This window comes from Candidatus Pelagibacter bacterium nBUS_28, from assembly GCF_051200915.1.
GTDB lineage: Bacteria > Pseudomonadota > Alphaproteobacteria > Pelagibacterales > Pelagibacteraceae > Pelagibacter.
The window spans coordinates 1,247,353-1,260,580 of sequence record NZ_CP172844.1; the positions used below are offsets into that span (position 1 = coordinate 1,247,353).

At 32.1% G+C, this 13,228-nt stretch carries 12 protein-coding genes; all 12 read right to left on the reverse strand.

The features are described 5' to 3' along the window. The 12 genes from sucC to ACIJYC_RS06675 are packed head-to-tail and all read right to left on the reverse strand — an operon-like array spanning window position 1 to window position 13,224. Entirely contained in the window at window positions 1–1,161 is a 1,161-nt protein-coding gene (gene sucC, locus ACIJYC_RS06620) for an ADP-forming succinate--CoA ligase subunit beta (RefSeq protein WP_435165886.1), read from the reverse strand. A 2-nt stretch (window positions 1,162–1,163) separates the two neighbouring features. Continuing rightward, window positions 1,164–2,126, reverse strand: coding sequence for a malate dehydrogenase (gene mdh, locus ACIJYC_RS06625; RefSeq protein WP_435165890.1), 963 nt, complete (start codon window positions 2,124–2,126; stop codon window positions 1,164–1,166). Between the two features lie 9 nt (window positions 2,127–2,135). Beyond that, window positions 2,136–3,629 (reverse strand): CoA-acylating methylmalonate-semialdehyde dehydrogenase, encoded by a 1,494-nt coding sequence (locus ACIJYC_RS06630; protein ID WP_435165893.1) that lies wholly within the window; start codon window positions 3,627–3,629, stop codon window positions 2,136–2,138. Between the two features lie 39 nt (window positions 3,630–3,668). Then, window positions 3,669–4,448, reverse strand: a complete 780-nt coding sequence (locus tag ACIJYC_RS06635) for a succinate dehydrogenase iron-sulfur subunit (protein ID WP_435116305.1) — start codon at window positions 4,446–4,448, stop codon at window positions 3,669–3,671. Then, window positions 4,448–6,223 (reverse strand): succinate dehydrogenase flavoprotein subunit, encoded by a 1,776-nt coding sequence (gene sdhA, locus ACIJYC_RS06640; protein ID WP_435165896.1) that lies wholly within the window; start codon window positions 6,221–6,223, stop codon window positions 4,448–4,450. Before sdhA ends, ACIJYC_RS06635 begins: the two co-directional genes overlap by 1 nt. Beyond that, the gene (gene sdhD, locus ACIJYC_RS06645; protein WP_271487893.1) at window positions 6,223–6,549 is read right to left on the reverse strand and encodes a succinate dehydrogenase, hydrophobic membrane anchor protein; all 327 of its coding nucleotides are present in this window, start codon (window positions 6,547–6,549) and stop codon (window positions 6,223–6,225) included. Before sdhD ends, sdhA begins: the two co-directional genes overlap by 1 nt. 1 nt (window position 6,550) lies before the next feature. Then, the gene (sdhC, locus tag ACIJYC_RS06650) at window positions 6,551–6,934 is read right to left on the reverse strand and encodes a succinate dehydrogenase, cytochrome b556 subunit (RefSeq protein WP_435165899.1); all 384 of its coding nucleotides are present in this window, start codon (window positions 6,932–6,934) and stop codon (window positions 6,551–6,553) included. Beyond that, complete coding sequence (locus ACIJYC_RS06655; RefSeq protein ID WP_435165902.1) at window positions 6,924–7,931, reverse strand: aspartate-semialdehyde dehydrogenase; 1,008 nt, start codon at window positions 7,929–7,931, stop codon at window positions 6,924–6,926. The genes sdhC and ACIJYC_RS06655 overlap by 11 nt, the downstream gene beginning before the upstream one ends. Window positions 7,932–7,950: 19 nt before the next feature. Then, window positions 7,951–9,060 (reverse strand): dimethylsulfoniopropionate demethylase, encoded by a 1,110-nt coding sequence (locus tag ACIJYC_RS06660; protein WP_435165904.1) that lies wholly within the window; start codon window positions 9,058–9,060, stop codon window positions 7,951–7,953. After that, window positions 9,057–9,833, reverse strand: a complete 777-nt coding sequence (locus ACIJYC_RS06665; RefSeq protein ID WP_435165906.1) for an alpha/beta fold hydrolase — start codon at window positions 9,831–9,833, stop codon at window positions 9,057–9,059. Before ACIJYC_RS06665 ends, ACIJYC_RS06660 begins: the two co-directional genes overlap by 4 nt. Before the next feature lie 8 nt (window positions 9,834–9,841). After that, window positions 9,842–11,458, reverse strand: coding sequence for an acyl-CoA synthetase (locus ACIJYC_RS06670; protein WP_435165908.1), 1,617 nt, complete (start codon window positions 11,456–11,458; stop codon window positions 9,842–9,844). A gap of 2 nt (window positions 11,459–11,460) precedes the next feature. Then, the gene (locus ACIJYC_RS06675) at window positions 11,461–13,224 is read right to left on the reverse strand and encodes an acyl-CoA dehydrogenase family protein (protein WP_435165911.1); all 1,764 of its coding nucleotides are present in this window, start codon (window positions 13,222–13,224) and stop codon (window positions 11,461–11,463) included. Between the last annotated feature and the right edge of the window lie 4 nt (window positions 13,225–13,228).

A 13,228-nucleotide genomic window follows, 5' to 3' on the forward strand; every position in this document is an offset into this window, starting at 1 on the left:
TTATTTTATTGCCTCAACAATTTTTTTTGCTGCATCATCTAAATTATCAGCTGATATTAATTTTAAACCTGAGTTATCCAATATTTCTTTTCCTTCTTTAAAATTTGTCCCAGCAAGTCTAACAACTAATGGAACACTAATATTTATTTCTTTTGCTGCATCAACAACGCCCTGAGCAAGAACATCACATCTCATTATGCCTCCAAAAATATTAACTAAAATTCCTTTAACATTTTTGTCTGATAGAATTATTTTTAAGGCTGCTGAAACTTTTTCTTTTGAAGCACCACCACCAACATCTAAAAAATTAGCTGGCTCTTTTCCATATAATTTAATTATATCCATGGTTGCCATAGCTAAACCTGCGCCATTAACCATACAACCAATGCTTCCATCCAACTTAATGTAAGCTAGATCATGTTTGCTTGCTTCTATCTCTGTTGGATCTTCTTCATTTAAATCTCTTAGTTCAACAATTTCTGGGTGCCTAAATAAAGCATTAGAATCAAAATTTACTTTAGCATCCAAACAAATTATTTTTTCTTCTTTAGTTAAAATTAGTGGATTAACTTCAACCATGTTTGCATCCGTACTTATAAACATTTGATATATTGATTTTATTAGTGAAATTGCTTGTGTTTTTGCACTATTACTTAAGTTAAAAATTTTAATTATCTCTTCACAATCTTTATCTGAAATTTCATTATTTATATCGACTTTAGTTGTTATAATTTTTTCAGGAGTACTACTTGCTACTTCTTCGATATCCATTCCACCTTGATCACTAGATATAAAGGCTATTTTTGAACTCGCTCTATCAACTAAACAAGATAAATAAAACTCTTTGTCTATATTTGAAGACTCTTCTACATATAATCTTTTAACTTCTCTTCCCTCAGGACCTGTTTGGTGAGTTACCAAAGTTTTTCCCATCAGCTCTTTTGCTGCCTCACTTAATTCTTCAATAGTATCTAAAATTTTTACACCTCCTGCTTTACCTCTTCCTCCAGCGTGGATTTGAGCTTTTAAAACATATTTTTTTGTATTTAATGATTTTGCTTTTTCTACTAATTCATTAACAGAAAGTGCAAACACACCCTCAGGAACAGTTGCACCATATTTCTTTAAAATTTGTTTAGCTTGATGTTCGTGAATGTTCATTATTACTTAGAAAGATCAGGATCTATTTTAGATGCTGCTTCCCAAAGAGCTTTGACTGCATCGATAGAATGCATAAATTCTTTTTTTTCTTTATCATCTAAATCAATTTGCTCGATTTTTTCCACTCCATCTTTTCCAATAATCACTGGAACACCCGCGTAGACATCACTTACTCCATACTCTCCATTTAATTGAATTGCGCATGGTAGTAATTTTTTTTCATCTTTTAAGTATGCCTCTGCCATCTGAACTCCTGATGCTGCAGGAGCATAAAATGCAGATCCTTTTTCAAGATATTTAACTATTTCAGCTCCACCATCTCTAGTTCTTTGATTTATTTCCTCTAATCTTTCTTGAGCAATTTTTCCCTCTTTTACTAGATCAAGTAAAGGTTTTCCTGAAACTTTTGTAAACCTAGGCATTGGCACCATAGTATCTCCATGTCCTCCCATTACCATTGCATCTATTTCTTTTACTGGAACATTTAATTCTAAAGATAAAAATAATTTAAATCTTGAACTATCTAAAATTCCAGCCATCCCAACAACCTTGTTAGCCTGTAAACTAGAAAATTTTTGAAATGCCATAACCATGACATCCAAAGGATTAGTAATACATATAACAAAAGCGTTAGGAGCATTTTGTTTAATACCTTCTGCTACTTGTTTAATAATTTTTAAATTAATCCCTAACAAATCATCTCTGCTCATGCCTGGTTTTCTTGGCACTCCAGCAGTAATGATGATTACATCTGAGTCTTTAATATCTTTATAGTCATCTGTGCCTGAAAATTTTACATTAAAACCATCTACTGATGAAGATTGTGCTATATCAAGCGCTTTTCCTTTTGCTATTCCACTTGCAACATCAAACAAAACTACTTCATCTACTAATTCTTTTGTTCCAATTAAGTGTGCTAAAGTCCCACCTATTTGACCTGCACCAATTAAAGATATTTTACTCATTTTTTTTCCTTATTTCATTGTTGGCATCACAAATTCCGCATTTGAACGGACACCAGATGGCCACCTTGATGTTACTGTTTTTAATTTTGTATAAAATTTTATTCCTTCCATTCCGTGCATTCCACTATCTCCAAATAAAGATCTTTTCCACCCACCAAAACTATGAAACGCCATTGGAACTGGAATTGGAACATTAATACCAACCATGCCTACTTGAATTTTATTTGCAAAAGTTCTTCCTGCATCTCCATCTCTTGTGTAAATGCTAACTCCATTTCCATATTCATGATCGTTAATTAGCTTAACTGCATCTTCAAAAGTTTTTACTCTAACTACTGACAACACTGGACCAAATATCTCTTCTTTATAAATTCTCATGTCTTTATTAACATGGTCAAACAAACAACCACCTATATAAAAACCATTTTCATAACCTTGAAGTTTTAAGTTTCTTCCATCTACAATTAGTTTTGCTCCCTCTTCAACACCAAGGTCTACATAGCTTTTAACTTTTTCTAAATGCTCTTTAGTAACTAAAGGTCCCATTTCAGATGTTTTATCCATTCCTGGACCAACTTTTAAAGCCTCCGCTTTTTTTGATAGTCTTGAAACTAATTCATCACCAATATCTCCAACAGCTAACGCGACTGATTGGGCCATACATCTTTCTCCAGCAGAACCATACGCTGCACCCATCAATCCATTTACAGCTCCATCTAAATCACAATCAGGCATAACGACTAAATGATTTTTAGCTCCCCCTAATGCTTGAACTCTTTTTTCATTTTTGGCTGAATTTTCATAAATATATTTTGCTATAGGTGTTGAGCCTACAAAGCTAACTGCTTTTATGTCTTTATTTTCTAAAATTGCATCTACAGACTCTTTATCACCATTAACTACATTGAATACACCATCTGGAAGTCCAGCCTCTGTAAGTAGTTCTGCTAATCTCATTGGACATGAGGGATCTTTTTCTGATGGCTTAAGTATAAATGTGTTTCCACATGCAATAGCTATTGGGAACATCCACATTGGAACCATTGCTGGGAAATTGAATGGTGTAATTCCTGCAACAACTCCTAATGATTGTCTCATAGACCAACTATCTACATTTGTTCCTACATTTTCAGAAAATTCACCTTTTAATAAGTTCGGAATTCCACATGCAAACTCAACAACTTCTAATCCTCTAGTCAATGAGCCCCTTGCATCTTCATAAACTTTTCCATGTTCAGAAACTATTAGTTTTGTAAGTTCATCAGAATTTTTTTCTATCAACTCTTTAAATTTAAACATTACCCTCGCTCTTTGAAGAGCAGGTTTTAAAGACCAAGTTTCAAATGCTTTTTTTGCAACTTCGACTGCTAAATCTAAATCTGATTTTGAAGCAAGTCTTACTTCAGACTCTTGCTCTCCAGTTGCAGGATTAGAAACTTTTGCTTTTCTATCAGAATTACCTGGGATAATTTTTCCACCTACATAGTGTTCGATTAACTTCATGAATACGGTGTTTTAGATCAAAAATACTTATTAGTCTATTTAAACATTGGCTGTAGCTATCATTTTTTTTAATTCAGCTATTGCTTTTGCAGGATTTAAGCCCTTTGGACATGCACTAGTACAATTTAGAATAGTGTGACATCTATAAAGTTTTAATTCATCAGCAACTTTTTTTAATCTTGCCTTTCTTTCTTCATCTCTACTATCAACTATCCATCTATAAGCTTGAAGAAGAACTGCAGGACCTAAATATTTATCACCATTCCACCAGTAACTCGGGCAAGATGTTGAACAACATGCACACATAATACATTCATATGCTCCATCAAGTTTAGCTCTTTCTTCTTTTGACTGAGCTATTTCAGCTGTTTCTTTTGTTGAATTATTTTTTAACCAAGGTTCAATTGATTGATATTGTTTGTAAAGGCCATCTAAGTCGCCAATCAAATCTTTTTTTATTTTTAAGTGTGGTAAAGGATAAATATCTATGTCTCCATCAATTTCTGAGTGTGGCGTAGTACATGCAAGACCATTTTTTCCTCCCATGTTCATAGCACAAGATCCACAAACTCCATGAGCACAAGATCTACGATAAGCTAATGTTGGATCAATTTCATTTTTAATTTTATTAAGAATATCTAAAACTTTTGATGGACAATTATCCATATCCACTTCATAGGTATCTATTCTAGGGTTTTCTCCTGTAGAAGGGTCCCATCTATAGACATTAACTTTTCTTATATTTTTTGAACTAGTTTTATTTTGATAATATTTACCTTTAGTTACTTCAGAATTTTTAGGTAAATTTATTTGAACCATTAATAAACTCTTTCTTGTGGTGGGAAATATTGCACTTCATTTGTTAAAGTTGACTTATGTACCTCTCTATAACTAATTTTTGTATTTTTGCCATCGCACCAAGCGAGTGTATGTTGCATAAATTTTTCATCATCTCTTTTAGGATAATCTTCTCGAGCATGTGCTCCTCTACTTTCTTTTCTATTATACGCAGAGTCTACTGTCACTACAGCTTGTCTAATCAAATTATCGAACTCTAAAGTTTCAACTAAATCAGTATTAAAAACTAATGATTTATCTTTTACCGATATAGAGTCTAGTCCATCATAAGTTTTTCTTATTTCTTCAACTCCTTCTTTTAGAGTTTTTTCTGTTCTAAAAACTGCACATTTAGATTGCATTGTTTTTTGCATCTCAAGTCTTAAATCAGCTGTACCTGTATCTCCATCAGCATTTCTAATTTTATCAAATCTATCAATACATTTTTGTGTTTCATTTTCACTAATTTCCTCATGAGGTGTTCCAGGTTTAACTAACTCAGAAGCTCTCTTTGCTGCTGCTCTACCAAACACCACTAAATCAATAAGAGAATTTGAACCTAATCTATTAGCTCCATGAACCGAAACACAAGCCGCCTCACCAATTGCCATTAGCCCTGGTACTGTTTTTTCAGAACCATTTACTGTCAATACTTCTCCTTTATAATTTGTTGGAATACCACCCATATTATAATGAACGGTTGGAACAACTGGAATTGGTTCCTTAGTAACATCGACATTTGCAAACAATCTTGCAGCATCAGTAATTCCTGGCAATCTACTTTCAATGATTTCTTTATCTAAATGGCTTAGATTTAAATGAACATGATCTTGGTCTTTTCCAACTCCTCTTCCCTCGTTAATTTCTACAGACATTGATCTACTTACTACGTCTCTTGATGCTAGATCTTTTGCATTAGGAGCATATCTTTCCATAAATCTCTCACCTTTTGAATTTGTAAGATAACCCCCTTCTCCTCTGGCTCCTTCTGTTATTAGAGTACCATGACCATATATTCCTGTTGGATGAAATTGTACAAATTCCATATCTTGCAAAGGTAATCCAGCTCTTAACACCATTGCATTTCCATCACCTGTACATGTATGTGCTGATGTTGCTGAATAGTAAACTTTTCCATAACCCCCTGTTGCAATAATTACCGTATGTGCTCTAAATCTATGAATTGTTCCATCATTTAAATTCCATGCTATTAATCCTTTGCACTCTCCATCTTTCATCAATAAATCTAAAGCAAAATATTCTATAAAAAATTCAGTGTTATGTTTTAAGGCCTGTCCATACAGAGTATGCAATATTGCATGACCTGTTCTATCAGCTGCAGCACAAGTTCTTTGAACAATGCCATTACCATAATTTTTAGTCATCCCACCAAAAGGTCTTTGATAAATTTTACCTTCTTCAGTTCTGCTAAACGGAACGCCATATTTTTCTAATTCTATTACTGCTTTTGGAGCTTCTTTACATAAGTACTCAATACTATCTTGATCACCCAACCAATCAGCACCCTTAACAGTATCATACATGTGCCATCTCCAATCATCTTCACCCATATTTCCTAAAGCTGCTGAAATACCACCTTGAGCAGCAGAAGTGTGACTTCTTGTTGGGAAAACTTTTGAAATACATGCTGTTTTTAATCCAGCCTCACTTAAACCGACAGCAGCTCTTAAACCAGATCCACCTGCTCCAAGAACAACAACATCATATTCATGATCAATAATTTTGTAAAAACTCATTAGCTAAGATTAAATAAAAAAATAATTGTTAATAATGGTATAATTATAGCAGAAATAAATAATAGTCTGTTTGCGACATATTTGATTTTATCATCGGCTATATAGTCTTCAAAAACCTCGCTTATGGTTAGTGAAGAAAAAAAATAAGCAAAAATAATAAATAAACTAAATAAAAACTTAGAAACTGGGGTAGTAAAAAATTTTACAATCTCTAGATAGTCATTGTCATAAACATTTACAAAATTAATAATAAACCAAAACATTAAAGGTAATAAAATTACCGATGATATCTTAAGAAAAACCCATTTTTTTGTTGCTAAATTCATATTAAATAAAATTTTTACCTATTAAATAAATCAAAATAGTTAGTAAAAATGATCCAAAAATAACCATGAGACCAGATATACGAGTTGTTTGTAATTCAAAACCATAGCCCATATCCATTAATAAATGTCTGATCTCACTTAGCATTTGAAAACTAAATGACCAAACTAATCCCAGTACAATAAATTTACCAAAAATAGAATTTAGAAATTGATTTATAAAATTGTAGTTTGCATCTCCTAAAATTAATAAAGAAACCCAAATACAAATTAGCGTTATCGCAACGATATTAATAATTCCTGTTATTCGGTGTGAAATAGATACTAGAGATGAGATGTGCCATCTATAAATCTGTATATGTGGAGATAATGGATTTTTATTTTCCATAAAAATTATTTTTAATTAATGTTTCTGCAATTTCTACTGCATTTAAGGCCGCTCCTCTTAAAAGATTATCTGATACAATCCATATATTTAAACCATTAGTCACAGTTTTATCTTCTCTTATTCTTGAAATAAAAGTTTCATCTTTTCCCTCAGCCTCTAAGGGTGTTGAGTAACCTCCATCAGCTCGTTCATCAATTACTTTGCAACCTTCAAAATTATCTAAAGCTTCTCTAACTTTTTCTAATGTAAATGGTTTTTCAAATTCTATGTTAGCTGACTCTGAGTGTGAAACTAATACAGGTAATCTTACACATGTAGCTGTTAGATCTATATCATTACCTAAAATCTTTTTGGTTTCATTTGTCATTTTAAGTTCTTCTTTCGTATAACCGTCATCTGCAAATACATCTATGTGGGGAATTACATTAAATGCAATTTGTTTTGTAAAGTTTTTAGACTCAACCTTATCATTTTGTAAAACTTGTTTTGTTTGTTCTATCAATTCATCCATAGGAGCTTTTCCTCCTCCTGAAACTGATTGGTATGTTGAAACAACTATTCTTTTAATTTTAAATAAATCATGCAAAGGTTTTAAAGCTATAACAAGTTGAGCAGTTGAGCAGTTTGGATTTGCGATAATATTTTTTTTTATGTTATTTAGATGATCTGAATTTACTTGAGGCACTATTAAAGGAACATCAGGATCCATTCTATAAAAACTTGAGTTATCAATTACTAAAGAATACTTAGCTGCAATTTCAGCAAAATTTTCTGAAATTTTTCCTCCAGCTGCAAAAAAGGTTATTTTTACTTTCGAAAAATCAAAAGTTTCAAGATCAATTACCTTGTGTTCTTTTCCGTTAAAATTAATTTTAGATCCAGCACTTCTAGATGAGGCTAGTAAATATAAATTATCTATAGCTAGCTCTTTCTTTTCCAGAACTTCCAATATTTTTCTACCAACATTACCAGTGGCTCCAACGATAGCTATATTCATGATTTTGTTAAAGTTTATACTAAATGAAAGGCAAATCGCAAACGTTTCCAGTAAAGATATTACCGTTTATCTCAGCTTTTAAGCTTTGAGATACTTTCCAATGAGGTTTTTTCATCATGGCTATTCCTATAACTTTTCCAAAATGTGGGGAATAACACGCTGATCTCAATTCTCCAATAATTTTACCATTATCATCTTTCAGATCTAACGATCCTGACATACTAATTTCTTTAGCATCTAATTTAACACCTATTAATTTTTTTTTAATTCCATCTAATTTAATTTTTTTAAGTTTTTCTTTTCCTAGGAAATTAATTTCACTATCTAATGAAACATATTGATCAAAACCACACTCTAGAGGATTATCATTATTATCAAAATCATTTCCATACGAAAGCAACCCACTTTCAATTCTTTCAATTAAATTTGGACAACCTGGTTTTACATTAAATTCTTTTCCTACTTCAAACAAGTAGTCGTACAATTTTTGCCCTGATTGAGTGTCTTGAACATATACCTCGTATCCTCCTTGTTTAGACCAACCTGATCTTGCAATTAAATGTTGTGATCCTTCAAAGTCAAAATAACTAAAGCCAAAAAATTTTAATTCTTTAATTATTTTTCCAAATACTTTTTCCATTAGATCAAAAGATTTAGGACCTTGAACTGCAATAATATCAACAATTGGTTCAACAATTTTGACATCAAAGTTGTATCCAGAAGCTAAACCTTTTGCAAAAAAGATCACATCTGAGTCAGCAATCGATATCCACCATTTATCCTCTGCTAACTTTAAAACTACGGGGTCATTTACCAAATTTCCCTCATCATCAATAATTGGGCAATAATAACATCTACCAATTTTTGATTTTGATAAATCTCTACAAGTCATTAATTGAACAAGTTTTGCAGAATCTTTTCCTTGAATTTCAACTTGTCGTTCGGCTGCAACATCCCAAACTTGAACATCTTTTTTTAGATGTTCATAAGATTCCTCGATAGATCCAAACGCAGCTGGTAGAAGCATGTGATTATAAACTGTGTAAGCCGTTACACCCTGTGTTTCTATTCTGGAAGTGTAAGGTGTGCTTCTAAGTCTTCTAGATTTTGCTATTGAAAAATTTTTCATTTTTGTAAAAATTCCAAGACTTTCTCTCTCATTTCAAAGGCTTTTTCAATCATAATCATGTGGCCACACCCATCAATTATATGGGTAGTTGAATTATCAACCATGTTTGCAAATTTTTTTCCAACCTCAATGTTAACCATTTTGTCTAGAGCACCAAACACAAACATTGTTGGACAATCAATTGTTTTTACAGCATTAGAACCATTTACATAATTATTACAAGCGACAAGATCTACTCCTAATATCTGACTAATATCTCTTGGGGATTGGATTATTCTTTTTATAGGATTTCCACCTATGAATTTTTTTGACCCTTCATAACCCCACTTCATCATTAGTTTAACAGCATCTGTATCTCCACTTTCTGCTAAATCTATTAAGTCTTGATTTACAGGCATTTTATAAGATCCACCTATAAAAACTAACTTTTTTAGCCTATTCTTGTATTTATTTGAGTACTCAAGCATTTCTAAACATCCTTGAGAATGACCAACTAAAATAATTTTCTCAAATTTTAACTTAATAAATACTTTTTCTAACCATTCAGCAATCTCTTCAATTGTTTTAAGACAAGGGCCTTCTGAATTGCCGTGTCCAGGTAGATCAATTGATAATACATTAAAGTTTTTGTTTGAAAAAAATTGTTCAACTAAAGACCAAACTATATGTGAAAGACCACTGCCATGAAGAAAAATAATAGTTTCTTTTTTATGATCTAATTCTTTTCCAGCGTCTGATGCGTGAACACTTTTATTTTCTAGCTCGAATATCAAATATTTTCCTAAAACTGTTTTCTTAATTCAAATTTCTGAATTTTTCCTGTTGATGTTTTTGGCAACTCACAGAAAATAACTTTTTTAGGTACTTTAAAACCTGCTAGAGTTTCCTTGCAAAAGTCTATTAATTCTTTTTCTGTAACTGGTTTATCTTGAACCATTTCTATAAATGCACAAGGAACTTCACCCCATTTTTCATCAGGTTTTGCAACTACTGCAGAAATGGATACTGAAGGGTGTTTTGCAAGTGTATTTTCAATTTCAATAGATGAAATATTTTCACCTCCAGAAATAATAATATCTTTAGATCTATCCTGTATCTTAACATAACCATCTGAGTGCATAACTGCTAAATCACCAGTATGAAACCATCCACCAGACATTGCTTTATCTGTTGCGGCTTTATCTTTAAAATATCCTTTCATTACTACATTTCCTCTAATCATAATTTCACCAATAGTTTTTCCATCATAAGGGACTTGTTTCATTGTTTCTGGATCCATTACTGTAACCCCTTCGGTATTTGGATACCTAACACCTTGTCGAGCTTTAATTTCATTCTGTTTATCTTCATCAAAATCATTCCATTCATCGTTCCAAGCACACTGGGTAACATGACCATAAGTTTCTGTTAGTCCATAAACATGCATCACCTCAAAACCGAGTTCTTTCATCTTCTTAAAAATGATACTAGGTGGAGGGGCACCTGCTGTTAATACATAAACTTTGTTTTTGAGTTTTTTTTGATCAGCTTCTGGCGCTCCTGTAATCATATTTAATATGATTGGTGCACCACCAAAATGAGTCACATTATATTTATCTATTAGTTCAAATATCTTTTTAACATCTATATTCCTTAGGCAAATAGTTCTTCCATTTAACATTGGGACAGTCCAAGGATAACACCAACCATTACAATGAAACATTGGAACAATTGTTAAAAAATTCAACCTATTTGGCATATTCCAGGCAACTGTACTTCCGGTAGACATCAAGTACGCACCTCTATGATGGTAAACAACTCCCTTAGGATTGCCTGTTGTTCCTGAAGTATAGCTTAAAGATATAGCTTGCCACTCATCCTCTGGCATTTTCCAGTCATAATTTTCATCACCAGTATTTAAAAAACCCTCGTACTCTAGATCGCCAATTTTTTCTAACTTTGATTGGTCTGCATGTTTATCGTTTATATCAATAATAGTAATTTTTTTACTTATCTTATCTAAAGCTTTTTTGACCTCGACATGCAGTTGTCTATCAACGACTAATACTTTAGCTTCGCTATGATCTAAAATATAAGCAATAGTATTTGCATCTAACCTAATATTGATAGTGTTTAATACTCCACCCGTCATTGGAACTGAATAATGTGCCTCAAAAATTTCAGGAGTGTTAAATGCTAAAAATGAAACTGTATCTCCTTTACCAATTCCAATTTTTGATAAAGCGCTCGCAAATTTTACAGCTCTTTTATAAACTTCTGTCCATGTGTATTTTCTATCTTCATAAACTATTGCTTCATAATTAGGGTAAACATCTTTTGCTCTTTGTAAAAATGATAATGGAGTAAGAGGGATATGATTAGCTTTATTTTTATCTAAATTTGTATCGTAACTACTCATGATTAATTAAATTTAAAATTCATTATATTTGAACTTCCTGATATTGCAGATTTGTAGTGAAACTCTGCTCGAGGTAAGACCTTATCAAAATAAAATTTTGCAGTATTTATTTTATCTTCATAAAACTCTTTATTAGACTCATAGTCATTAAAACTTACTTCTAAAACTTTAATCCATGAATATGCTATTGATACATAACCAAGTGTTTTTAAATAATCGTTTGCAGCTGCACTAACATCATCTTTTTCAATTTTGGTTTTGTCCTCTATCCAACCAGTAAATTTGTACAAAATATCTAAGTAATAACTTAATTCTTTAGAATATGACTTAACTTTTTCATTCTTACTATCGGTCTCAACTTTAACCATGTCTAAAAATTTTTGAATGATATTTCCATTTTTGTTTGAAAGTTTTCTGAAAACTAAATCAGCTGCTTGAACTGAATTTGTACCTTCATAAATTGGGGTAATTCGGTTATCTCTGTATAATTGCTCAATTCCTTGGTCTTTTGTGTATCCATATCCCCCATGAATTTGCATGGCATCATTGGTTATTTCCATTGCTAAATCAGTGAATAATGATTTTACAACAGGGGTCATTAGCGAAACATAATCAGAAGCTTCCTGTTTAATTTTATCATCTGGATGATAAAGACTAACTTCTGTTTGTTGAGAAAGCCAAAAACATAGAGCTCTTTCTCCTTCAATTATAGACTTCATATTTAATAAAGACTTTCTGATATCCGCGTGCTCAATTATAAAATCTGCACCATTTGTAGATTTTGTATTGTTAGTTTTACCTTGTTTTCTCTCTTTAGCGTAAGCCAATGAGTTTTGATAAGCAATTTCTGAAATACCCAAACCTTGAATGCCAACAACAATTCTTTCCAAATTCATCATAGTAAACATTGCATTTAAACCTTTGTCCTTTGATCCAATCATATAACCTGTTGCCTCATCAAAATTTAAAACACATGTGGCCGATCCTTTAATGCCCATTTTACTTTCAATTGATCCTGTCGATATTCCATTTCTTTGTCCTACTGTTCCATCATCATTAACAATAAATTTTGGAACTAAAAATAAACTTATACCTTTAGTCCCTGCTGGAGAGTCTGTTGATCTTGCTAAAACTAAATGAATAATATTTTCAGTTAAATCATGATCTCCTGATGTAATAAATATTTTTTGACCACTAATTTTGTAAGTACCATCACTTTGTTGTGCGGCTTTTGTTTTTAGCAGACCTAAATCAGTTCCACAAACTGGCTCCGTTAAACACATAGTGCCGCTCCATTTTCCCTCAACTATTTTTGGTAAATATTTTTCTTTAATCTCCTCAGGGGCATGATGATTAATACAATTATAAGCACCAATACTTAATTCACTATATAATTTAAAAGATAAGCTTGCTGAAGAAAGCATTTCATCAAAGAACGCACTAACTGTTTTTGGCATACCCTGACCACCAAATTTTGGATCACAAGATAATGATGTCCAACCATCTTCAATGTACTTTTGGTAAGCTTCTTTGTAACCTGGAGGTGTTCTAACTACTCCATTTTCTAAAACAGCAGGATTTTCATCTCCTGCCTTTGCAAGAGGTAAAATTAAATTTTGGTTTATTTTTGCCGCTTCATCTAAGATATCTTTAACTAAATCTGTAGTCACCTCATCGTATTTTTTTAATTCATTATAATTTTTATTATCTCTCAACTTCTCAAAAAGAAATAGCATATCCTCTATTGGAGCGGTGTAACTTGGCATATTT

Coding starts and splice junctions, on each gene's coding strand:
- ACIJYC_RS06655 (WP_435165902.1), bottom strand. CDS start 7,931: ATGAATATAGCTATCGTTGGAGCCACTGGTAATGTTGGTAGAAAAATA.
- ACIJYC_RS06660 (WP_435165904.1), bottom strand. CDS start 9,060: ATGAAAAATTTTTCAATAGCAAAATCTAGAAGACTTAGAAGCACACCT.
- ACIJYC_RS06670 (WP_435165908.1), bottom strand. CDS start 11,458: ATGAGTAGTTACGATACAAATTTAGATAAAAATAAAGCTAATCATATC.
- ACIJYC_RS06675 (WP_435165911.1), bottom strand. CDS start 13,224: ATGCCAAGTTACACCGCTCCAATAGAGGATATGCTATTTCTTTTTGAG.
- sucC (WP_435165886.1), bottom strand. CDS start 1,161: ATGAACATTCACGAACATCAAGCTAAACAAATTTTAAAGAAATATGGT.
- sdhD (WP_271487893.1), bottom strand. CDS start 6,549: ATGAATTTAGCAACAAAAAAATGGGTTTTTCTTAAGATATCATCGGTA.
- ACIJYC_RS06635 (WP_435116305.1), bottom strand. CDS start 4,448: ATGGTTCAAATAAATTTACCTAAAAATTCTGAAGTAACTAAAGGTAAA.
- sdhC (WP_435165899.1), bottom strand. CDS start 6,934: ATGGAAAATAAAAATCCATTATCTCCACATATACAGATTTATAGATGG.
- ACIJYC_RS06630 (WP_435165893.1), bottom strand. CDS start 3,629: ATGAAGTTAATCGAACACTATGTAGGTGGAAAAATTATCCCAGGTAAT.
- sdhA (WP_435165896.1), bottom strand. CDS start 6,223: ATGAGTTTTTACAAAATTATTGATCATGAATATGATGTTGTTGTTCTT.
- mdh (WP_435165890.1), bottom strand. CDS start 2,126: ATGAGTAAAATATCTTTAATTGGTGCAGGTCAAATAGGTGGGACTTTA.